The sequence below is a fragment of the Halomicrobium sp. HM KBTZ05 genome, from assembly GCF_041530035.1.
GTDB lineage: Archaea > Halobacteriota > Halobacteria > Halobacteriales > Haloarculaceae > Halomicrobium.
Window position 1 is genome coordinate 2938276 of record NZ_CP168057.1, and the last position, 22304, is coordinate 2960579.

Sequence of the window (22304 nt, forward strand, 5' to 3'; positions counted from 1 at the left end):
TGGACGATGCCGTACTCAGTATGACTGGTGCGGACGGGACGAACGTGCTCTTCGTCGTGCTCGATACGGTCCGCAAGGACCACCTCTCGGCGTACGGGTACGACGAGCCGACGACCCCGACCCTGGAGGCGTTCGCCGAGGAAGCGGCGGTCTTCGAACACGCCGTCGCGCCGGCCCCCTGGACTCTGCCGGTCCACGCCTCCCTGTTTACGGGGCTGTACCCCTCCGAACACGGGGCCACCCAGGAGGACCCCTATCTCGACGGGGCGACCACGCTGGCCGAGTCGCTGTCTTCGGCCGGCTACGACACGGCCTGTTACTCCTCGAACGCCTGGATCACGCCCTACACGAACCTCACCTCGGGGTTCGACGACCACGACAACTTCTTCCAGATCATGCCCAGCGAACTCCTCTCGGGGCCGCTGGCCCGGATCTGGAAGACGATGAACGACAGCGACACCCTGCGGGGCGTCGCCGATCGGATGGTCCAGATCGGCAACAAGTTCCACGAGTACTTCGCCTCCGAGGGCGGTGGCGACACGAAGACCCCCGCCGTGATCGACAAGACGATGGACTTTATCGACGATTCGGAGAACTTCTTCACGTTCATCAACCTGATGGACGCCCACCTCCCCTACCACCCGCCCGAGGAGTACGTCGAGCAGTTCGCTCCCGGCGTCGACTCCACCGAGGTGTGCCAGAACTCCAAGGAGTTCAACTGCGGCGCTCGCGATATCGACGACGCAGAGTGGGACGACATCGAGGGGCTGTACGACGCCGAGATCCGCCACATCGACGACCAGCTCGACCGGCTCTTTACCCACCTCAAGGAGACCGGCCAGTGGGAAGAGACGATGGTCGTCGTAGTGGCCGACCACGGCGAACTCCACGGCGAGCACGACCTCTACGGCCACGAGTTCTGCATCTACGATCCGCTGGTGAACGTCCCCTGCATGGTCAAACACCCCGAGATCGAGCCCGAACGCGACGACGAGACGGTCGTCGAACTCGTCGACCTGTATCACTCCGTGCTGGACGCGACCGGCGTCGCGGGCGACGGCGTCTCGCTCGATTCCGCTCGCTCCCTGCTCTCGACGGAGTATCGCGAGTTCGCCGGGGAGGCCCCGAGCGGTGCGGGCGCACACGGCCCCCGCGGTGACGTGGGCTTCGTCGAGTACCACCAGCCGGTCGTCGAGCTCCGCCAGCTGGAGGGGAAAGCCAGCGCGGCCGGCATCTCCCTGGAGACAGCGTCGCGGTTCTACTCTCGGATGGGGGCGGCCCGTTCGCCAGAGGGCAAGTACATCCACTGTACGCGCATCCCGGACGAGGCCTACCGGATCGACAGCGACCCCGGCGAGACCGAGGACCGCGTGGGCGGCGACGACGAACTCCTGGCCGACCTCGAAGCGGAACTGAGCGACTTCGTCGACCGCGTCGACGCCGACTGGCCCGACGAGGCCGACGGCACCGACGGCGAGGTGCTGGACTCGATGGACGACGACGCGAAGGATCGCCTGAAAGACCTGGGCTACATCGACTGATCGTGAGCGACGACGCAGGCGGGATCGGTGGCCTGTTCGACCGTCGGACAGTCGTCCAGACCGTCCTGGGGTTCGCCGTCGCCGGACTCGTCCTCTCCGTGCTGGTCGATTTCGTCGGGACGCGCAACGTCCTCGATCGGCTGGCGACGGCAGAGTTGCGCTGGCTGGCGATGGGCTGTCTCTCGACGCTGCTCTGTCTCACGTTCTGGGGGAAAGCCTGGCAGATCGTCCTGGACGTGGCCGGCGTCCGCGAGTCGTTTCGCCGACTGGTCGTGACCTACTACGCCGCGACGTTCGCCAACTACGTGACGCCGCTGGGCCAGGCCGGCGGCGAGCCCTTCATCGCCTACGTGCTCTCGCGAGACACGGACGCCAGCTACGAGGACGCGCTGGCCTCGGTCGTCACCGCGGACCTGCTGAACCTCTTCCCGTTCGTCACCTTCTCCGGGGTGGGGTTCGCGGCCCTGCTCTACCAGTCGTCGCTGCCGGCAGTGCTGGAACCACTCGCTGTGGCGCTGTTCGCCGTCGCACTCGGGGTCCCGGTGCTCGCGGCGGTCGGCTGGCGCTACCGGCTGTCTCTGGGACGAGTCGGTGCCAGAGTCGTGGTACCGATCGTCCGACTCCTGCCGCGCCTGACCGTCGACGGGCTCCAGAGCCGCCTCGCAGAACTGGACGAGGCCTTCCAGCGGATCGCGACGGATCGGAGAGCGCTCGTGCGGGCGCTTGGCTACTCGTACGTCGGCTGGATCTTCTTCGCGCTCCCGCTGTACTTCGTCGCGATGGCCGTCGGCGACGCTGCGATCCCGCTCTTGCTCGTCTTCTTCATCGTCCCCGCGAGCACGCTGGGCGGGCTCGCGCCCTCGCCGGGAGGCTCGGGCGCGGTCGAGGCGTTCCTGGTGGTGCTGATCGTCGCGCTCACGCCGATCGCCAGCGACGGGGCGACCGCCATCTCGATTCTCTACCGGGTCGCGAGCTACGTCTTCGCGCTCCTCGTGGGCGGCGCGGCGGCGGTGTTCGTGCTCCGGCGGAGCTAGGGCCGTGCGCCACCACCGTGGTGTGCCCCCAGATCCCTCGCTCGACACTGCCTCGCGACCGGGACTACCCCGATTCCCACGCTCGTACGAGCGCTGTCAGCGTCTCGTTGACCGGCACCGCCACGTCCCCGGACTGCGCCACGACGTAGCCGTTGATCGCGTCGATCCACCTTTTTCCTGCGGGGGTATCCTCGCTGCGCTGCGGGGACCCCCTTGCAAAAACGTGGGCGAAAAAGCCGGTCGCTCGCCGCTGCCTCGCGACCGGGACTAGCCCGATTCCCACGCTCGTACGAGCGCTGTCAGCGTCTCGTTGACCGGCACCGCCACATCCGCAGACTGCGCCACGACGTAGCCGTTGATCGCGTCGATCTCGGTCTGTCGTCCGTCGGCCACGTCCTGCAACATCGAGGAGTGGTTCGCGGCGGTGTCCGTGGCCACCTGCGCCATCGCCTCGGCGGCCCGTTCGTCCGACAGATCGACGCCGTGCTCGCGGGCCACGGCCGCCGTTTCCCGTGCAGCGCGCTCGGCGACGCGCCGGGCCGGGCCGTCGACGAGCGCGCCGTTGGGAACGCGGGCCAGCGCCGTCGTGGCGTTGATCCCGGCGTTGATCGCCAGCTTCTCCCAGAGCCGTCGCGGCATGTCGTCGGCGACGGTGGTCTCGACACCGGCGTCGGTAAACGCCGCCCCGACCCTGTCGGCCGGCGCGGAGTGGCCGCCCTCGCGGGGGCCCAGCACGACCTCGCCGACGCCGGTACACGCGACCACGCCGGGTTCGGTCAGGCGTGCGCCGTAGGTACAGGTGCCCGCGAGGACGGGACAGTCCAGTCGCTGGGCGAGCGTCGCCTCGTTTCCCATGCCGTTCTGCAGCGAGAGACAGGCGTCGAGTGCCGTGTCAGAAAGCGCCGCGGCGGCCGCGTCGGTGTCACCGGCCGTGACCGTCACGACGGCGAGGGCTGCCGCGGCGGGCGGCGTCGTCCCCGCGGCCGGCCCCACCTGGGCTTCGATCGCGCCCTCGATCGTCAGCCCCGATCGCTCGACCGCTTCGACGTGTGGCTCGCGCCCGACCAGGGTCACGTCGTGGCTGCGTGCCAGCAGCCCGCCGATCAGACTGCCGAGGCTCCCCGCCCCGAAGACGACGACGTCCATGCGCCCACTCCGTCGCGAGTGCTGAAAAGCGCGACGGGGATCACCACCCACTTGCCGCGCCGTCGCCAACGACGGGTATGACCGACGGATCCGCTTCGGACGATCCCCTCGCCGACGCCGAGTGGCCGGCCGAGACGCCGCAGTACCGTCTCCAGACGCCCGCGACGGACGACGACGCCCCGCTGGACGTGCTGGCGACGGTACTCGACGAGAGTCCGCGATCACCGGCCACGGCCACCGTCCGCGTGGGGACCGGCCGGCGGGACGACCGCGACCACATCCGTCACGCGCTGGCCGATCTGGCCGCCCACTCCGACGTGGCGGTCGGCCACGAGGAGACCAGCGGGACGGTGCCGCTGACCGATGGCACGTTCGACGCGCTCGCAGACGTGTCTCCGGAGATCCGGACGCTGGTGGTTCGGGACGACGACGGACTCGCGCTCGTCACGCGACGCGACGAACGGTTCACGTTCGCCGTTCCCGACGACGTGATTGGGGCCGTCGAGTCGTCGCTGCCGTCGTCGCTGCGAGAGCGACTCGAAGTCGTCTCGTAGCGGAGGACAGGCCGCCGTCGGCCGGGCGCTGGCTCCCCGTGGTCGCCGTTCGTCTGCCCCGAGATTCTCACTCGCTTCGCTCGCTCCGAATCTCGCTCGTCCTCATACTGCCGGCTGTCCGTCTGTCACGAATGTTGCGACCCCGTGGTCGCACATATCTTGCAACAGTGACAGCCAGCAGTATCACTCGGACTGATTCGCTGTTCGGGCCTGACGCTCACTGTGCAAATCAATCCTCCGTCCAGTAGTAGATGTCCTCCTTTGGCGCACCGCAGTCGGGACACTCCTCGGGGATGTCCTCGATCTCGCCCATCGCGCCACACGCCCAGCACCGCCACATCAGTTCGGCCTCTCCGGACTCACCCGCTCGGACGTGTTCGATCGACATGGCGGCCATGCCGCCTTCGAGCGTGACGTAGAACCCCCGCTCGTCGAACCCGCGGATCGTCCCGAGTCGCTGGCCGTCCTCGTCGTAGACGGTCTCTCCGAAGCCCAGTCCCATGTCGCTGGCCGCGTCTGGCATCTCTGACATTGTGTAACACAGTTCACACCACACGGCAATAAAGGTCACTGAGAGAACAGGTGATCGAACGCTACCGTACTCGGTGGCTTCGTCGAGAGAAACACGCGGGAATTTATACACCTGGTGAAAGAATGCGGTCGATATGGAGATCGAGAACGATCTCTCGACATCTGTCGACAGGCTCTCCGCCGACAGAGAGCGACGGGGCGTCGCCCTCGTGTTGCTCCTGATCGCGGCGTTCGCGCTCGGGTACGTCCTCAAGTCTGTGATCACTGGAGAACCGATCACCGACTACCTCCCGATGCTGGTCGCGTCGGTCGTCGCGCCGCTCGTGATCGTCTTCGCCTTGCTCGCCGGGGCGGGTACCGACGAGGACGCGTAACGCACCGCCGACGGCGGCCGTATCAGGAAAAGAGGCTGGTGTGGACCGGGGCGTGGTCGGGACCGTCGTCGCCGTCGTCGTCGTCGGTGGTGTCGGAGACGGCGCTGCCGCCGACGCCGTCGGCGAGGAAGTCGGCGACGGGCGGGCCGACGCGGTCGGGCTCGACGAGGAAGGCGTCGTGGCCGTAGTCGGAGTCGACCACGTGGTGTGCGGTCGCAGTGTCGGTCTCGCGGAACGCGTCGGCCAGCTCTTCGGACTGTTCTGTGGTGAAGTGCCAGTCGCCGGTAAAGGACATCAGCAACGCCTCGCCGTCGAAGGCGGCGACGGCGTCCGCGTCGGACTCGAAGCCCGACGAGAGGTCGTAGTTGTCCATCGCTCGGGTCAGGTAGAGGTAGCTGTTCGCGTCGAAGCGGTCGACGAACTTCGTGGCGTTGTGATCGAGGTACGACTCCACGTCCCGGTAGGGGAAGAACCGGCCCGCTGGATCCGTCGGGAAGGCCCGCTCGTACTCTCTCGTGGCGGCCCGCCGGCCGAAGCGCTGCTCCATCGTCGCCTTCGAGAGGTACATCACGTGGCCGAGTTCGCGGGCCAGCGCCAGCCCCTCGTCTGGGTCCGGGCGGTCGTCGCCGTAGTAGTCTCCACCGTTCCAGTCGTCGTCGGTCGTGATCGCCCGGCGTGCGATCCCGTCCAGCGCGAGACACTGCGGGTCGAGTCGCGCGGCGGTGGCGATGGCGACGACGCGCTCGACGTGGTCGGGATGGCGCTTGACCCAGTCCAGCGCGTTCATGCCGCCGACGCTGCCGCCGACGACCGCGTGGAGGTGGGGCACCCCGAGTTCGTCCAGCACGGCCCGCTGGGCCTCCGTCCAGTCGCCGACGGTCACCGGCGGGAACGCCGTCCCGTAGGGCTCGCCGGTCTCGGGGTTCGTCGAGGCCGGCCCGGACGTGCCGTAACAGGAGCCGGGGTCGTTCACGCAGACCACGTAGTACTCGGTCGTGTCGATGGCTTTGCCCGGACCGACGATGTTGTCCCACCAGGCGAAGGCCTGATCGGAGTCTTCGAAGCGACCGCGGCCGGCGACGTGTGCGCTGCCGGTGAGCGCGTGACAGACGAGGACCGCGTTGTCGCCGTCGAACTCGCCGTAGGTCTCGTACGCGACTTCGAGTTCGGGGATCGTCTCGCCACAGGCGAACTCGAACTCGCCCAGCGAGAGGGTCTGGTGGTCTACGTCCATGCTGTGGCCCTCACTGTCGTCGTTCGAAACGGGGACCCGATTGCCGTGGTGCTGTGCCGTAGACGGTCTTCTCGTTGGTCTCGAACCATTTAGCTCGCCTCCGCGATGGCCCGGTCGAGGTCGGCGACGACGTCCTCGGTGTCCTCGATGCCGACGCTACAGCGGATCAGGTCCGGCGTGACGCCGCTGGCCCGCTGTTCGTCCTCGCTGAGCTGTGCGTGGGTCGTACTCGCGGGATGGATCACGAGCGTCTTGGCGTCGCCGATGTTGGCGAGGAACTGCGCGAGATCGGTCCGCTCGCACACCTCGCGGCCGGCGTCGTAGCCCCCCTCCAGGCCGAAGGTGACGATGCCGCCGTAGCCGCCGTCGAGGTACCGGCTCGCGTTGTCGTGGGTCTCGTGATCTTCGAGTCCGGGGTAGGTGACCCACGCCACCTCGGGGTGGTCCCGGAGGTGTTCGGCGACGGCCATCGCCGACTCGCAGTGCTGTTGCATCCGGAGCTTGAGCGTCTCACACCCCTGGAGGGTAGCCCAGGCGTCGAAGGGCTTCTGGCCGTCGCCCAGCGAGCGAACGGCGCGCTGGCGGACCGCGTGTGCGAACGCCTCGCCCTCGAAGCGCTCGGCGAAGGTGATCCCGTCGAAGGCCGGATTGGGAGCCCCGAGCTCCGGGAACTTCTCGGGGTACTCCGCCCACGGGAACGAGCCGCCGTCGACCAGCACGCCGCCGACGGTCGTCCCCGAGCCGTGGATCCACTTGGTCGTCGACTCCCAGACGAGGTCGACGCCGTGATCCAGCGGGTTACAGAGGTACGGCGTGCCGAAGGTGTTGTCGACGAAGACGGGGACGCCACGGTCGTGAGCGACCTCGGCGATCTCTTCCATCGGTGGCGTCACGAGCGAGGGGTTCCCGATGGTCTCGAAGTGGACGTAGGCGGTGTCGTCGTCGATGGCGTCGGCGTAGGCCTGTGGGTCCAGCGTGTCGACGAAGCGCGTCTCGATGCCGCGGCGCGGTCCCATGTTGGCCAGATAGGAGTGAGTCCCCCCGTAGATCGAGGCGGCCGTGACGACGTTGTCGCCCGCGCTCGCGAGGATCGACGTACCGGCGTCCAGCGCGGCCATCCCCGAGCCCGTGGCCACCGCCGCAGTGCCGTTCTCCAGCGAGGCGATGCGCCGCTCCAGCATCGACACCGTCGGGTTGTCGAACCGCGAGTAGACGTTGCCGGTGTCGTCGAGAGCGTACCGCTGGGCGGCGGTGTCGGCGTCCTCAAACACGTACGACGTGGTCTGGTAGATCGGTGGCGCACGCGCGCCCGTCGCCGGATCGGGCTCCTCCTGGCCGGCGTGGACACAGCGCGTCCCGAACCCCTGGGTGTCGTCAGTCATGTACAACACGCATATTGCTCCAGCCATCTATAACCACCAGTTACGGCAAAACTCGCAGGTGCGTCGCCCGCTGGCAGGTCGCTGTCGGCGGTCGACCGCCCATCCAGCGACCGTCTCGTCTGGTCAAAGCTTATATCGCGTCACGACTGACGTACGTCCATCTTCAGTCACGTTCCGGCCGGTCGTCCCACATCGACGAGCCATGGCAGATGACGACTCTCTCTTCGAGGTCGGCGGCACGCGCGACTACTCGCGGGTCGCGCTCGTGGTAGTCACGCTGCTCGCGCTCGTGGTGGCGACGACCGCGGTGCCGGCGCTGTCGCCGGCAGGTACCGACACGCCAGCCTCGTCGCTGGTCCCGATCCCCGAGGAGGTCCGTGGTGGGTCGGGGGGCAGCGGCTCCGGCGGTGGCGGCGGGCTCGGCGCGCTGAGTCCCGGCGACAGCACCGACGTTGGCGGGTCGCTTGGCGGCGAGTCGGCCCTGCGATCACAGAGCGACGAAGTCCACTTCCGGGTCCAGAGCACGCAGGCAAGCTACTGGCGGACAGGTGCATACGGCGAGTACACGGGCGCGGGCTGGGAGCGACGCGGCGGGACGACGCCGGTCGAGGGCGAACTGCCCGTCGAGGGCGCTCGCGACGGCCGCGTCACCTACGAGGTGACCCTCGAACGGAGCGCCGCGTCGCTCCCGACCGTCTGGCGGCCGACCCAGATCTCTCGGCCGGGCGTCTCGGTCACCGAGAACGGTGCGATCACGGCCGACGGGGCCGTCCCGCAGGGGACCACCTACACCGGTGTCAGTCAGCGCCCGGCCGACGATCCGGCCGTACTGAGCCAGGCCGGCCGGGAGTATCCGGCGGCGATCGAGGACCGGTACACCCAGCTCCCGGCCGACAGCGAGGCCCGCCTCGGAGCGTTCACCGACGAGCTGACGGCCGACGCCGACGATCCCTACGAGACCGCTCGCACGATCGAGCGGTGGCTCGAATCGAACAAGGCCTATTCGCTGAACGCCAGCCACGATCCCGAGCGGGAGGCCGGCGTCGCGACGCAGTTCGTCTTCGACATGGAGTCGGGGTACTGCGAGTACTTCGCCACGTCGATGGTCGCGATGCTGCGCAGTCAGGACATTCCCGCCCGCTACGTCGTCGGCTACTCCACCGGCGAGCAGGTCGGCGAGAACAGCTACACCGTCCGAGGGATGAACGCCCACGCCTGGACGGAGGTGTACTTCCCCGACGTGGGCTGGGTCCGCTTCGACGCCACGCCGGGCGACGAGCGCCGCCAGCAGGAGCAGGCCGCGCTGGACGAGCCGGCCACGGCGACACCGACACCGGCTCCGACGGACCAGTCCCCGACCGACACGCCGACGCCGACGGACACGGCGACAGCCACGCCGACCGAGCAGGACGACACCGCAGACGGCGGCTACGACGTGTCGCTGAACCGGACGGCCGTCCCCGGCGTGCCGGTGACCGTGACCGTCACCGAAGACGGCGTTCCGGTGATGGGCGCGCAGGTCCTGTTCAACGGCGAGCCGGTCGGTGCTACCGCCACAGACGGGAACGTGACTGCCACCGTCCCCTACGCCGCGACACTCAACGTGACGATCGCCGGCACCGCCGACGAACGGGTGGTCGTCTACGGCGCGCCGAGCCGCGAGAACGGGCGGCTCTTCCGACCAGCGGGTCCCGCGACCCACGACACCGAGACCTTCGATCTGAACACGACCGCGGCGATCGCCGTGAGCGGCGATCTCACCACCGGCAGCGAGGTGTCGGTGGTCGCGCTCGTCGACGGCGAGCCGCTCCGGCGGGCGGCGGTGACACTGGGGGGCGAGCAGGTCGCGACGACCGACGACCGGGGCCGGGCGACCGTGCGCCTGCCGGACGAGCCCGGCGAGACGACCCTGGCAGTGCGTCGCGGTGCCGTCGAGGGCACCCGGACGCTCACGCTCGGGCGGCTGAACGTGAGCGTCGAGCCGACGGCACCGCTGGCGCTCCCGCTGACCGACGCCCGGGTCAACGCGACCGTGGCGGGCGAACCGACGGCCGGCGCGACCGTCGCGCTGGACGGCGAACGGATCGGGACGACCGGCGTCGACGGGACGACGACGGTCTCGCTGCCGCTGGCAGACAGCGCGACCGTCGCGGTCTCGCAGTACGGCCAGTCTCGCCGGACCGCCCTGGAGGGGCTGTACGCGAACCTGGCGGCGGTCGTGGCCGCCCTCCTCGTCGCCGTCGTCGCCGCGGTCGCGCTGGCTCGCCGCTACGGAGTCACGCCCCGACGGATCGGGGCGGCGCTCGCCCGGAGCGGACAGTTGGTCGTCGTCGCGCTGGTGGGGATCGGCTCGCTGCTCGATCGCGCGATCCGTCGGCTCTACCGGCGGACAGTGCTGACCGTCGACCACCTGCGCGCGCTCGTCACCGGCCGCGTCTCGCCGACCGCGCTGCTGGCTGCGCTCCGGCGCTGGCTCGCGGACCGGTCGGGCGGCGTCCAGTCGACGGTGACCGCCCGCTTCGAGTCGCTGGCTCCAGCCGGCGACGGTGACGCCGGGTCCGACGACGCCCACGCGACGATCAGAGAGGGGTGGTCGCAGTTCCTCGGGCACGTCTCGGTGGCCCGGCCGGAACGGCGAACGCCCGAGGCGATCGCGGCCCACGCCGTCGAGGTCGACGACCTCCCGGCCGACGCGGTCTGGACGATCGTCGACGCCTTCCGGGCCGTCGAGTACGGCCAGCGCGAACCCACCGAACGGGTGCCGGCCGTCGACGCGGCCCTGGCGGCGATCGACGACGCCGTCGAGCGCGCCGACGACGCCGACGGCGACGCGCCCGAGGGACAGCCGGAGGTGGCCGACTGATGCGGGTCCGGGTCGTCCTGTTCGGAGTCGTCGGGACGGTCGCGACGCTGTTGGCCGCCGGACTGTTGTTCGCTCCCGAGACGCTGCTGTCGGTCGCGCCCGTCGCTCCGCTCGTGACCCTCGGCGAGGCGGCGAACGCGCGCCAGCTGTTGCTGGGGGGCAGCCTCCTCGCCGGGCTCTACCTGCTCGTCGCCGCCCGGTCGGCGACGCTGCCGAGCCGCGATGGCGAGGGCGGAGACGCGTTCGACGCTGCGACCGCGGAACCGCCCGAGGCCGTCACGACGGCACGCCAGCGTCGGACCGGCGCGGCGCTGGCGGCGACGATCGACGACGCCATCGCGGGCGAGGACGAGGCGCTCGACGCCGTCCGCGAGCGGTTTCGCGAGACGGCGACGGCGGCCTACGCACAGACGGCCGGCTGTGGCCCCGAGGCCGCCCGGCGAGCGGTCGAGCGCGGTGACTGGACCGACGACCGGACCGCCGCGGCCGTCCTCTCGGGCGACGACGGCCCGTCGCACTCGCTGTGGTCGCGTCTCAGACTCTGGCTCGATCCGGCGGCCGAGCGCCGACGCCGACTGCACCGCACGGTCAGCGCCACGCGCGGACTCACGGAGGGGTGGCCGTGACCGACCGGGTCCGACGCTGGGGCGTCCCGCTCGCGGGGACGGTGACGCTACTGAGCGTCGGTCTCCTGGCCGCCGAACCGGCCCTCTTCGCGGGGGCGGCGATCCCCCTCGCCTACGTGCTGGTCGGGGCGCTGTCGCGCGTCCCGTCGGGAGCCAACCTCGACGCCGACCGGACCGTGGCCGCCGCGGCACCGACGCCGGGCGATCCGGTCGACGTGACCCTGACCGTCGAGAACACCGGCCGGCGGACCCTGACCGACGTGCGGATCGTCGACGGCGTCCCCGCCGAACTGACCGTCGTCTCGGGCTCGCCGCGGGCCTGTCGCTCGCTGCGGCCCGGCGAGTCGACGACCGTCGAGTACGCCGTCCGCTCGAAACGGGGGACCTACGCCTTCGACGATCCCGCCGTTCGGATCCGGCCGCTGGCGGCCACCGAGATCGCGACGGCGACGGTCGCCGCGGCCGGCGACACCGCCCTGACCTGTGCCAACGTGGTCGCCGAGGCACCGCTTGCCGACGCGACGCTGCCCCGCGCCGGCACGCTCCCGACCGACAGCGGCGGGAGCGGGCTGGAGTTTCACGCGACCCGCGACTACCAGTCGGGCGATCCAGTCGCGCGGATCGACTGGCGGCGCTTCGCCAAGACCGGCGAACTGACGACCGTCGAGTACCGCGAGGAGCAGGCCGTCCGCACCGTGCTCGTCGTCGACGCACGCCCCCCGACGCGGGTGACGCCGGAAGCGGGGTATCCGACGGGTGCGGAACTGGCCGCCTACGCCGCCGAGCGCCTGCTCGATGCCCTGTCCAGATCGAGTGTCGTCGCCAGCATCACTGCCGTCGGGCTCGCAGACGAGGACCTCGTGGGCGGGCTCGGTCCGGACGGACTGGCCTGGGCCGACCCCGACGGCGGCGTCGAGAGCCCGCAGGCGAGTCGTCTGTTCGACGGCGTCCAGTCGGCGGCCACGCGCGACAGCGTCGCGCCCGACGGCGGCGAGCAGGCGGGGGCCGAGAGCGCGACGGATCGGACCGCTCCCGACGTGGAGACCCTGCTCGCTCGCCTCCCACCGACGGCACAGGTCGTCGTCTTCTCACCGCTGCTCGACGACTGGCCGACGGAACTGATCACGAGCCTCCGGGCGCGGAGCTACCCGACGACCGTCGTCAGTCCCGACGTCACTCGCGGCGAGGGACCGGCCCAGACCGTCGTCGCGCTCGAACGCCGGCTGCGCCTCCAGTCGGTGGAGCTGACCGGGGCGACGCTGATCGACTGGGACCTCGACGAACCGATCGACATCGCCATGCGGGCCTCGCTCGCGGAGCTGTTCAACCGATGATCGACGATCGCACGGACTGGCGGCCGACGACGGCGAGCACGGGGCTGGTCGTGTTCGTCACGCTGCTGACAGCGACGGTGCTCGTGCGAGCGATCGGCGTCGCGGTGCCGGCCGCGCTGGGCGGGGCCGGCGCGGTCGCGCTCGCACTGGCGGTCTGGACCGCCGGCTGGAAACGCCACCAGACGCTGGGAACCGTCCTGACCAGCCTGCTCGCGCTCCCGATCGGGCTCGGCGTCGTCGCTGCGACGGTCGGGACCGTCATCGTCCTGGCGGGCGTTCTGTTCCCCGTCGAGTCGCTGTCTCGGCTGCCTGCGACCGTCGTCGACCTGTCGGCCCGCGCGATGGTCGTCGTCGGGGCGGCCGCGGCCGTCTTCGGCGCGAGCGTCGCGATCGGACACGTCCTCGATCGGGACACGGCCAGGCGGACCGCCGAGGCGTCGCTGAAGACGACGATACCGCCGCTCGGTGTGGGACTGGTTCTCGTCGCCAGCGAGGCCCTCCGGTATCTCGAAGCCACCCGCGACGCACCGGGCGTCGGGGCCGTCCTCGGCGACGTGCTCCGGACGACCACGACGATCGTCTTCGAGCCCCCAGCGGTCCGACCCAGCGTGACGACGTTCCTGTTGCTCGTCGCGGCTACGTTCCTCGTCGTCCGACGGACCGTCGGTGCCCTGCCGCTCACCGAACTCACGACCGAGCCGGCGGTCGAGCGCGCCGTCGCGAGCGCCCGGTCGTGGCTGCTCCGGGCGGCCGTCCTCGCCGGGTTCGGCGTCCCTGTCGGGTTCTTCACCGACTACGTGTTCCCGCCCGAGCGACTCCAGTCGGTGGTGACGCCGCCGGTGTTCGACCTGTTGGTCGCAGTGACGACCGCGCCGCCGGCTCGCAGGCTCGCGTGGCGCGTGATCGTCGTCTGTGTCGCGACGCTGGTCGCCGTCGCGTTGCTCCGGCGGACCGCCCAGACCTCCGCCGACCGGATCGGGGCCGCGGTCGCGCCCTTTGCGGCCGGGAGCGGGGTGCTCGTCGCGGCCGCCCTCGTCGCCGGCCCGGTCCTGTCGGCGGCTCGCGGCTGGGTCGCGGCGACGCTGCCCGGCGAGTTCGGCCCGCAGTTTCGCGAGCTGTCCGGCTCCGTCGTCGACTTCTACGGCCCGGTCCCGATCGTCCTGACCGGCGTCGGCTTCGTGTTGCTGGTCGCCGCGGTCGTGGCGATGTGTCTGTGGCTCGTCTTGCTCACGAAGTACCTCGACGACCGCACTGCCGGCGTCGGGATCGCCAGCGCCGCACTCTTCGAAGTCGCGGCGTTCGCGGGCGTCGTCGGCGTGCCGACGGCGCTGCTGTTTGGAAGCCTCGTCGCAGCCGTCCTCGTCTGGGACGTGGGCGAGTTCGGGACGACGCTGGGAGAAGAGATCGGACAGCGGGCCGACACCCGCCGGACAGAACTGGTCCACACGACCGGAACGCTGGCCGTCGGCGGGGTCGGCGTCGCCGTCGCCGTGGCCGTGACCGACGCCGCCGTCGGCGCGGTCACCGTCGCCGACGGGGCCGTCGTCGCGGGCCTGGTCGTCGCCGTCGTGGGGCTGTTGGCGTTGCTGGTCGCGCTGCGCTGACGGACAACGCTGGTGTCGCCTGGCCGAGACGGCGAGGTCGGCCCCATCAGACGGATTGTTGTCGCCGCTTGCCCGGTCGACCGCGCGCTGTCGTGCGGTCGATCCGGTACAGACCGGCGACAATCCGTCTCAGGTCGGCGAGACGGCCGGCACCTCGATCCGGTCGAGTACGTCTCGGACGACCTCGTCGGGATCCACCTCGCGGACGCTCGCGTCGGCGGTCAGCACCAGTCGGTGAGCGAACACGTCGCGGACGACTCGCTGTACGTCCTCGGGGACGACGTAGTCCCGCCCTTCGATGACGGCGCGAGCGCGCGCGGCCTCGAACAGTCGCTGGATTCCGCGCGGGGAGACGCCCACGTCGACGCGCTCGTCGGCGCGGGTCGCCCGCCCGAGTTCCACCACGTAGTCCCTGAGTTTCCCGTCGACGGTGACGGTCTCGGCGACGTGCTGGAGGTCGGGGATCCGCTCGGCGTCGACGATGGCGGTGACGCTCGGTGCCTGTGCGGTGCGGTCGGCCCGCCGGTCGATCAGCGCTCGCTCGCCGTCGAAGTCGGGGTAGCCCATCGCGGTCTTGACGACGAATCGGTCTCGCTGGGCCTCGGGTAGCCCGAAGGTCCCCTCCTGCTCGACGGGGTTCTGCGTCGCGATGACGAAGAACGGCTCGGGCAGCGCGTGGGTCTCGCCGTCGACGGTGACCTGGCCCTCGCCCATCGCCTCCAGCAGCGCGGCCTGTGTCTTGGGCGGGGCGCGGTTGATCTCGTCGGCCAGCACGACGTTGGCGAAGATCGGCCCCGGCGCGAACTCGAAGCTCCCCGTCCCCTCGTTGTAGACGTTGGACCCGGTGATGTCGGCCGGCAACAGGTCCGGCGTGAACTGGATGCGGTTGAACGAGAGATCGAGCGCGTTCGCGAAGCTCCGGGCGGTCAGCGTCTTGCCGGTGCCGGGCACGTCCTCCAACAGGACGTGGCCCCGTGCGAGGATGCCGGTCAACACGCCCTCCAGGAAGGCGTCCTCGGCGATCACCGCGCTCCCGACGGCGTCGAGAATCTCGGCGCAGGCCCGGCCGGCGGTCTCGTGATCCATACGCGAGTGCTCGGCCAGCGGCGGCATAAGTCTGGTCGAACCGCCACTACCAGACGACCATCCGTATGAAGTGGGATGGGTTCGACAGGTGACGTGATGGCCGACGTCGCTCTCATTTCGTCCGACACCGAACTCGACACGCCGACCGTCGTCGTCGGCACACTCGTCGCGCTCGTCAACGGACTCCTCGCCTTCCCGATTGGGATGGCCGTCGTCGGTAGCGCCTGGGGACTGGTGTTCCCGTTCGTCGTTCTCGTCGGCTCCGGGGCCCTGCTCCTCACTCGCGGCAGCGTCTACGAGGCGACCCGTCTCGGGTGTTACTCGACGGCGGTGCTGGTCCTCTGTCTCCCGGTCGTCGGGGTCTCGTTCGAGTACACACCCTCGCTCGCCGACCAGCTTCGCGTGTTCGCGCGCCTCGAACTGGGGGCCGTCCTCGTCGCCGCACCGGTCGCCGCATTCGGCTACTGGGTCGGCAAACGGGGGCCGGCGGTCGACGGATCGTAAAAAAAGACGCGCTGAAGCCCTACGTCGCGGCTTCGGTCTCCGTCGCTTCCTCGTCGGTGGTCGTCTCTTCGTCCGTGGTTTCTTCCTCGGTTGTCTCTTCTTCCTCGGTCGTCTCTTCCTCGGTGGTCTCTTCCTCAGTCGTCTCTTCTTCCTCGGATTCCGTTTCGGTGTCCGTCCCTTCAGTCTCGTTTTCCGCGCCCGGGAAGTCGATCGTCCTGCTTGCGTCCTGGGTCGTTACGACGCGGAAGGTCGGTGGCATCTCCTCGCCGTCTTCGGGGACGTTCCCGAGCGCCCACGCGGTGTGGGCGACGCCGCTCTCCAGGGTGAGATCCGTACTGGCGACGACCGATCCGTCGTTGTCCTCGGCCGCGACTCTGACCTCGACGGTGTAGTCGCCGGCCGGGACGTTCGCGTACTCGGTCGCCTCGGTGTACGAGACGTTCTCCGCGAGGACCGTCTCGCCGGTCGCTGTTTCGTCAGTCGCTTCTTCCTCCTCAGTTGCGGTCTCGTTTGCCTCCGTCTCGGTCGCCGTCTCCTCGGTGGCGTTGTCGTCGCCGCTCTCGACGGCGACGATATCGACTGCCGGCGCGTTCGGCGAGAGGTGAGCGATCCGGAGTGCAGCCTCGTCGTCTGCCGGCGTGGCAGCGCTGTCGTCGTAGGCCACGGGGACGACCCCGCCCTCGCTCTCGTTTGCGGTGATGGCCGCGGTCACGGTCGTCACCGACCGCGGTTCGAAGTCGACCGTCTCGTTGAACACGACCTCGTCGGGCCTGTCGACGACGGTGACCGTTATCGTGTGGTTGCCCGACTCGAGGGCGATGTAGTCGCTGAACGTGTCGAACGCGACGCCCTCGGCGACGGTCTCGTTGTCGACGTACACGTCGACCGACGTCGCACCGGGCGCGGCGTGGGCGACGCGCAGGTACGACGTGTTCTGTGTGCTCAACTCTGTGTCGTCGGCGTCGTCCTCGGCCTGCTGGCCGAAGCCGACCCCGACGAAGGCCGCGCTCGCCACGAGCGCGACCGAGAGGACCAATACGAGTGCGGTACTGCGTGTGCTGTCTGGCATGCAGTGGAGTCATTCGTCCTCTCCCCCTTTGTTATGCGAGAGCAAGCGCCCGCCCGCCGCCGCCGCCGGTGTGGGCTCGCTACGGTGCTCCGGAGTAAGCCGATCGTTTGTCTCGCGCTCGTTCGATAACGACCGCTTGTTTGCCGGCACGATCCCACCGCGGGGACCCGGAAAGCGAACCGTATCGACCGGGCGACGCCGCCAGCGGAGATAAGGCGAGGTTACTGGCCGTCGAGCGGACGGTATCACAACTACCATACCGTTCGGCGACGACCGTTCACAACACTCAGAGGTGGCTTCAGTGACGAAAAAAAGCGAATACACGGACGACTATCCCGACAAGACGCTGTACATTCCCGGCCCGACCGAGGTCCGCGACGACGTGATCCAGGCGATGGCCCAGCCGATGTTCGGCCACCGGATGGACCGGATGACCGACCTCTACACGACCATCGTCGAGGACACGAAGACGTTCCTCGGCACCGACAACGACGTGATCATCCTCACGGGCTCGGGGACGGAGTTCTGGGAGGCATCGACGCTGAACCTCGTCGACGAGAACATCCTCGTGCCGACCTGTGGCAGCTTCAGCGAGCGCCACGCCAACGTCGCCGAGCGTCTCGGCAAGGACGTGGACCGACTCGAATACGAGTGGGGACAGGCGATCAAGCCCGAGGACATCCGCGCGGAACTGGAAGCCAGCGACAAGCACTACGACGTGGTCGCGACGGTGATGAACGAGTCTTCGACCGGCGTCCGCAACCCGATCGAGGAGATCGGCGACGTGGTCGCCGAGTACCCGGACACCTACTTCGTCGTCGACGCCGTCTCCTCGCTTGGCGGTGACTACGTCGACATCGACCAGCACAACGTCGACGTGATCTTCGCCTCCACCCAGAAGGCCTTCGCCATGCCGCCGGGACTGACCGTCTGTGTCGTCAGCGACGACGCCTACGACCGCGAGATCGAGAAAGAGTCCGCCTCGTGGTACGGCGGCTTCCAGCGCTGTCTGGACTACTACGACCGGAAGGGACAGACCCACTCGACGCCCGCCATCCCGATCATGCTGGCCTACCGCAAGCAGATGAAGCACATGCTCGACGAGGGCCACCAGGGCCGCGACCAGCGCCACCGCGAGATGGCCGAGTACACCCGCGAGTGGGCACGCGATCACTTCGAGATGTTCCCCGAGGAGGGCTACGAGTCCCAGACGGTCTCCTGTATCGAGAACACGCAGGGCATCGACGTGGCCGCAACCATCGAGGAGGTCTCCGAGAAGTACGACATGGTGTTCTCGAACGGCTACGGCTCCGCGCTGGGCGAGGAGACGTTCCGGATCGGCCACATGGGCGAACACGACGTCGAGTCGATCCGGACGCTGACCGACGCCATCGAGGACGTCGCGGACCTGTAACGCTCCCGTCGCACGCTGTCGGGCGTCTCTGTGAGCGAGGCAATCTCGCTACGTTATCAATTGTGGAATCTGGAGCCACAGCTTCAAGAGTCGTATCGAGTTTGTTTCCAGTAAGATGCAATCACGGACAGTCACGTGGCTCGCCTCGCAGTACAGCCGCCGTATCGGCACGGCGCTGGCGATCACGTTGGGAGTGACAGTCGGCTTCGGCGCGGTCTTCGCTGGCCACGTCGCCACCTCGCCGGAGGCCGGCCTCGCCGGACTCGCGGGGACGATCTTCGTCCTCACGCTCAACCTCGGCTTGCTCGGCATCGTGTTGGCCGGCAACGTCGCGGTCGAGCTCAGACAGCTCACCGACGCGGCCGCCGCGATCGAGGACGGCGACCTCGACGCCACCCCCGAGGTCGATCGGGCCGACGAGTTCGGGCGGCTCGCCGACGCGTTCGACAGCATGCGCGACTCGCTCACGTCGGCCTTCGACGAGTCAGAGGCCGCACGCAAAGAGGCCGAACAGGCAAAGTCGGAGGCCGAAACGGCCCGCGCCGAGGCCGAAGAGTTCAACGACCAGCTGGTCGACCAGGCCGAGACGATCGGGGACGCGATGGCGGCCGCCGCCGACGGCGACTTCACCACGCGGCTGACGGCCGACAGCGAGGTCGACGCGATCGAGCGGATCGCCGACGCCTACGAGGAGATGACCGTCGACCTCTCCGAGACCGTCGGCGAGATTCGGACCTTCGCGACGACGGTCGAAGAGACCAGCGGGGCCGTCGCCGAGGACGCCGCCGAGGTCGAGCGCCTCAACGAGTCGCTGGCGACCGACATCCGTGAACTCGCCAGTGACGTGTCCGGACAGGCCGAACGCCTCCAGAGCGCGGTCGCCGAGACGAACGACCTCTCGGCGACGATCGAGGAAGTCGCTTCGACGACCGACGAGGTCGCAGGACGGGCGACCGAAGCCGCCGAGGTCGGTGAGGTCGGCGCAGAGCGCACTGAGGAGGCAGTCGAGACGATCGAACACGTCGCCGACGCTGTCGACGAACTCGACCGGCTCGTCACCGCCCTCGACGACCGGATGGACGAGGTCGCGGAGACGACGGGACTCATCGACGAGATCGCCCAGCAGACCGACATGCTCGCGCTCAACGCCAACATCGAGGCCTCCCACGCCGGGAGCGGTGGCGACGGGTTCGCCGTCGTCGCCGACGAGGTGAAGGGGCTGGCCGAGCAGACTCAGGACGCCATCGACGAGATCGAGTCGATCGTCGACGGTGCCCGCGACGACGTGGACGACGTGACCGAGGAGATGGCGCTGACGCGCCGCCGGATCGACGACGGCGTCGAGACGGTGACCGAAGCCGGAGAGACGCTTGGCACGCTGACCGAGACCGTCGACGACGTGGACGACGCGATGGCGGAGATCGCCCGTGCGACCGACGACGGTGCGGCCGCCACCGAGGAGGTCTCGGCGGCGCTCGACCAGGTCGCCGACTCCGCCCAGCAGGTGGCGACTCGCTCGAACGAGCTGGCCGACACGGCCGAGCAGACGGCGTCGACGATGCGTGGCGTTCGCAAGCGCGCCGACGAGCTGAGCGACCAGACGGCCGACCTGATGGCACTGCTGGATTCGTTCGAGACCAGAGACACGGGCACTGCCGGGACAGTGCAAACCGCGAGCGCAACGGCGGGTGACGACGATGATTGAGGCTGCGACGCTCCACGGCTTCAGAGCTGGCGTCTACGTTGTCGCGCTGATGGTACTGCTGGCCTGGTATCGCCGTGTTCCAGACGACCAGCGGGCGTTCTGTCGGCCAGTCCTCTTCGTCGTCGGTTTTGCCGCCGTGGCGACGGCGCTGGTCGCGGCCGGCGTCGGGACGGTGCCGGTCGGAACCGGCGAGGTCGTGGTTCCCTCGGTCCTCGACGATCTGGTGGCCTACGTGTTACTGTACGCCGTGATGGCTCGCCTTGCGGGTATCAACGGTCGTGCGCTCGCCGCTATCGTGTTCACGCCGGTCGCCCAGCGTCTCGGCTTCGAGGTCGCGACGGTCACTGACGGACCCATCGCGCTGCTCGGCCTGGTGATCCTCGTGGGTGGCCATCTCGCCCTCGCTGCCTTCTTGCTCGGTCCGATCTGGCGACGAGCGCAGGCGGTCCCCGAACAGCCCCGGCTCCTCCACTGGAAGGCCCGGAACCTGTTGCTGTTCATCGTTGGCATGTTCGTCGTCTTCGTCCTTCTGGCACTGTTCGGTATCTTCGACAACTTCACTACGCTGATCGTCCAGCAGTACATGACGGTGCTCCTCCGTGTCGGTTTTGCCGGCTTCCTCTTCACGAACCTCGACGCCGTCGGAGCCGCGTCGTTGCGTCCGTCGACCGCGTCCGGGGCGACGCCAGCCGACTGATACGGATTATTGTAGCCGTTTGCCCGGTCGACCGCACACTGTCGTGCGGTTGATCCGGTAAAGATCTACAATAATCCGTATGATACTGTCGACTGACGGGACGCCGTCGCTCGCGCGCACCGCTCTGTCACTGCCAGCGGGGTGGCGACGAGAACCGCTCTCTGGCTCGTAATCACTGCTTACTCTCGATAACCCGAACCTGTGGCGGGGTAAGCGAGTCGTTCTCGCCCCGGCCGGTTCGCACCGAACTGGCAAGCAACTGCCGAGCGTCCGACCGTCGCTGGGCTGTGGGTGTGACAACCCGGTTGCCACCCCGTAAAAATTCCCTTTAACGGTAAGATCACTGTACTCGACTATGCCGGAACCTAACGGCGACCGGAACCGTACTGCACCGACGACAGAGCTCCCCGTCAGCCGACGCCGCTGTCTGGAACTGACCGGACTGATGCTCATGAGTGGCGCTGGCGTCGGTGCTGCCAGCGCACGCGATGCCGAGTCGGCCGCGGCGGCCGACGACGACGTGACCGGCCGCGCGTCGGAACCGGCTGGCGAGAGCGACACGGACGAGGCTCCGGTCGTCGGCGGCGGCACCGGATACGAGAACACCGTCGAACCGGATCAGGCAGACGTTACCGTCGGTACGCGGAGCGAACTCCAGGACGCGCTGGGCAACGCGTCCAGTGGGGACGTGGTGTACGTCGCTGGGGACGCGACCATCGACATGGGCGGTGCGGAGTGGTCGATCCCCGAGGGCGTCACGCTGGCCTCGGACCGCGGGATCGACGGCGCTCCCGGCGGCCACCTCCAGACGACCGATCTCCCGTGGCCGATGTTCGTCGTCCGCGCGAACGCTCGCGTGACCGGCCTGCGCGTCAGCGGCCAGTACGACGAGTACGTCGACCTTACCGACGGACCGGTCAGTATCGGGCTACAGGTCGCCGAGAGCGGCGTCGAGATCGACAACAACGAAGTCTTCGGCTTCTCTCACGCCGCCATCCGGCCCTTCGACGACACCCACGTCCACCACAACGACGTCCACCACAACCCGATGGACGGCCTGGGCTACGGCGTCAGCGTCACCCGGGGCGAGCCCCTGATCGAGTACAACTACTTCAACTACAACCGCCACAGCGTCGCCGGCAGCGGCAACTGCGGCTACACCGCCCGGTACAACCACTTCGGGCCGGAGACGGTCGATCACGTCATCGACCAGCACGAGCCCGGCGGGACGACCATGGAGATCCACCACAACACCGTCGAGGCCGTCTCCCACGTCCAGGACGGCGGCGAACCGGAAGCGGTCGCGATCCGGGGCACGCCCGACGACGTGGCCGCGATTCATCACAACTGGTTCTACAACCCCGACGAACCGAAGTCGACCCCCGCCGACTGGGACGGCAGCGCGATCACGCAGGTCCACACGAGCGACTGGGCGAACGTCGAGTACGAGGCCAACCACTACGGTAGCGACGAGCCCGACCCGGACGTGGGATGCCCCCGGTAAGGCCGTCCTACTGCCGTCGACGGTATAACGCGTCGATCGCTTGCCCACACGCCCCGCTGACCCGTCGCCCGCCGCCCGCCCTCACCGCCGCTGTTCGGGATG

At 69.1% G+C, this 22304-nt stretch carries 19 protein-coding genes and 1 pseudogene; 13 read left to right on the top strand and 7 right to left on the bottom strand.

What is annotated here, in order from left to right; translation table 11 throughout:
• Nucleotides 1-20 precede the first annotated feature (20 nt).
• On the top strand, nucleotides 21-1541 hold the full coding sequence (locus ACAH01_RS15340; RefSeq protein ID WP_372479766.1) for a sulfatase: 1521 nt from the start codon (nucleotides 21-23) through the stop codon (nucleotides 1539-1541).
• A gap of 2 nt (nucleotides 1542-1543) precedes the next feature.
• A complete protein-coding gene (locus tag ACAH01_RS15345) occupies nucleotides 1544-2575 on the top strand; it encodes a lysylphosphatidylglycerol synthase transmembrane domain-containing protein (protein ID WP_170093299.1) in 1032 nt (343 codons plus the stop codon).
• Between the two features lie 64 nt (nucleotides 2576-2639).
• On the opposite strand, the pseudogene ACAH01_RS15350 reads toward ACAH01_RS15345, so the two are convergent.
• Both ACAH01_RS15350 and ACAH01_RS15355 read right to left on the bottom strand, forming a co-directional pair.
• A pseudogene (locus ACAH01_RS15350) lies at nucleotides 2640-2741 on the bottom strand (2-dehydropantoate 2-reductase); the annotation flags it as partial.
• Between the two features lie 101 nt (nucleotides 2742-2842).
• On the bottom strand, nucleotides 2843-3721 hold the full coding sequence (locus tag ACAH01_RS15355) for a ketopantoate reductase family protein (protein ID WP_372479767.1): 879 nt from the start codon (nucleotides 3719-3721) through the stop codon (nucleotides 2843-2845).
• 77 nt (nucleotides 3722-3798) lie between these two features.
• On the opposite strand from ACAH01_RS15355, the gene ACAH01_RS15360 reads away from it, so the two are divergent.
• The gene (locus ACAH01_RS15360; RefSeq protein WP_372479768.1) at nucleotides 3799-4275 is read left to right on the top strand and encodes a hypothetical protein; all 477 of its coding nucleotides are present in this window, start codon (nucleotides 3799-3801) and stop codon (nucleotides 4273-4275) included.
• Nucleotides 4276-4504: 229 nt separating this feature from the next.
• On the opposite strand, the gene ACAH01_RS15365 is transcribed toward ACAH01_RS15360, so the two are convergent.
• Nucleotides 4505-4807 (bottom strand): rubredoxin-like domain-containing protein, encoded by a 303-nt coding sequence (locus ACAH01_RS15365; protein WP_372479769.1) that lies wholly within the window; start codon nucleotides 4805-4807, stop codon nucleotides 4505-4507.
• A gap of 133 nt (nucleotides 4808-4940) precedes the next feature.
• Between ACAH01_RS15365 and ACAH01_RS15370 the strand changes: the two genes are divergently transcribed.
• Nucleotides 4941-5180 (top strand): hypothetical protein, encoded by a 240-nt coding sequence (locus ACAH01_RS15370; RefSeq protein WP_170093294.1) that lies wholly within the window; start codon nucleotides 4941-4943, stop codon nucleotides 5178-5180.
• A 22-nt stretch (nucleotides 5181-5202) separates the two neighbouring features.
• Here ACAH01_RS15370 and metX read toward each other — a convergent pair whose 3' ends face one another.
• Both metX and ACAH01_RS15380 read right to left on the bottom strand, forming a co-directional pair.
• Nucleotides 5203-6414: a homoserine O-acetyltransferase gene (gene metX / locus ACAH01_RS15375; RefSeq protein ID WP_372479770.1), complete on the bottom strand. Its 1212-nt coding sequence runs from the start codon at nucleotides 6412-6414 to the stop codon at nucleotides 5203-5205.
• Nucleotides 6415-6503: 89 nt separating this feature from the next.
• Nucleotides 6504-7796, bottom strand: a complete 1293-nt coding sequence (locus ACAH01_RS15380) for an O-acetylhomoserine aminocarboxypropyltransferase/cysteine synthase family protein (protein ID WP_170093292.1) — start codon at nucleotides 7794-7796, stop codon at nucleotides 6504-6506.
• Nucleotides 7797-7998: 202 nt separating this feature from the next.
• Between ACAH01_RS15380 and ACAH01_RS15385 the strand changes: the two genes are divergently transcribed.
• From ACAH01_RS15385 to ACAH01_RS15400, 4 genes are read left to right on the top strand one after another with little or no spacing between them, the layout of a single operon-like run.
• Nucleotides 7999-10659: a transglutaminaseTgpA domain-containing protein gene (locus ACAH01_RS15385; RefSeq protein ID WP_372479771.1), complete on the top strand. Its 2661-nt coding sequence runs from the start codon at nucleotides 7999-8001 to the stop codon at nucleotides 10657-10659.
• Nucleotides 10659-11285, top strand: a complete 627-nt coding sequence (locus tag ACAH01_RS15390) for a hypothetical protein (RefSeq protein WP_372479772.1) — start codon at nucleotides 10659-10661, stop codon at nucleotides 11283-11285. Before ACAH01_RS15385 ends, ACAH01_RS15390 begins: the two co-directional genes overlap by 1 nt.
• Nucleotides 11282-12619: a DUF58 domain-containing protein gene (locus ACAH01_RS15395; RefSeq protein WP_372479773.1), complete on the top strand. Its 1338-nt coding sequence runs from the start codon at nucleotides 11282-11284 to the stop codon at nucleotides 12617-12619. Before ACAH01_RS15390 ends, ACAH01_RS15395 begins: the two co-directional genes overlap by 4 nt.
• Nucleotides 12616-14223 (top strand): hypothetical protein, encoded by a 1608-nt coding sequence (locus ACAH01_RS15400; RefSeq protein WP_372479774.1) that lies wholly within the window; start codon nucleotides 12616-12618, stop codon nucleotides 14221-14223. The genes ACAH01_RS15395 and ACAH01_RS15400 overlap by 4 nt, the downstream gene beginning before the upstream one ends.
• A gap of 129 nt (nucleotides 14224-14352) precedes the next feature.
• On the opposite strand, the gene ACAH01_RS15405 is transcribed toward ACAH01_RS15400, so the two are convergent.
• Entirely contained in the window at nucleotides 14353-15309 is a 957-nt protein-coding gene (locus ACAH01_RS15405) for an AAA family ATPase (RefSeq protein WP_372479775.1), read from the bottom strand.
• Nucleotides 15310-15405: 96 nt separating this feature from the next.
• On the opposite strand from ACAH01_RS15405, the gene ACAH01_RS15410 reads away from it, so the two are divergent.
• Nucleotides 15406-15813, top strand: a complete 408-nt coding sequence (locus tag ACAH01_RS15410) for a hypothetical protein (RefSeq protein ID WP_372479776.1) — start codon at nucleotides 15406-15408, stop codon at nucleotides 15811-15813.
• A 19-nt stretch (nucleotides 15814-15832) separates the two neighbouring features.
• On the opposite strand, the gene ACAH01_RS15415 is transcribed toward ACAH01_RS15410, so the two are convergent.
• Nucleotides 15833-16882 (bottom strand): DUF4397 domain-containing protein, encoded by a 1050-nt coding sequence (locus ACAH01_RS15415; protein ID WP_372479777.1) that lies wholly within the window; start codon nucleotides 16880-16882, stop codon nucleotides 15833-15835.
• 301 nt (nucleotides 16883-17183) lie between these two features.
• On the opposite strand from ACAH01_RS15415, the gene ACAH01_RS15420 reads away from it, so the two are divergent.
• The 4 genes from ACAH01_RS15420 (at nucleotide 17184) to ACAH01_RS15435 (ending at nucleotide 22202) form a co-directional block, all read left to right on the top strand.
• The gene (locus ACAH01_RS15420; RefSeq protein WP_372479778.1) at nucleotides 17184-18296 is read left to right on the top strand and encodes an alanine--glyoxylate aminotransferase family protein; all 1113 of its coding nucleotides are present in this window, start codon (nucleotides 17184-17186) and stop codon (nucleotides 18294-18296) included.
• A 115-nt stretch (nucleotides 18297-18411) separates the two neighbouring features.
• The gene (locus ACAH01_RS15425) at nucleotides 18412-20001 is read left to right on the top strand and encodes a methyl-accepting chemotaxis protein (protein WP_372479780.1); all 1590 of its coding nucleotides are present in this window, start codon (nucleotides 18412-18414) and stop codon (nucleotides 19999-20001) included.
• Entirely contained in the window at nucleotides 19994-20698 is a 705-nt protein-coding gene (locus ACAH01_RS15430) for a rhodopsin (protein ID WP_372479781.1), read from the top strand. The genes ACAH01_RS15425 and ACAH01_RS15430 overlap by 8 nt, the downstream gene beginning before the upstream one ends.
• A 355-nt stretch (nucleotides 20699-21053) precedes the next feature.
• Nucleotides 21054-22202 (top strand): hypothetical protein, encoded by a 1149-nt coding sequence (locus tag ACAH01_RS15435; RefSeq protein ID WP_372479782.1) that lies wholly within the window; start codon nucleotides 21054-21056, stop codon nucleotides 22200-22202.
• Nucleotides 22203-22304 lie beyond the last annotated feature (102 nt).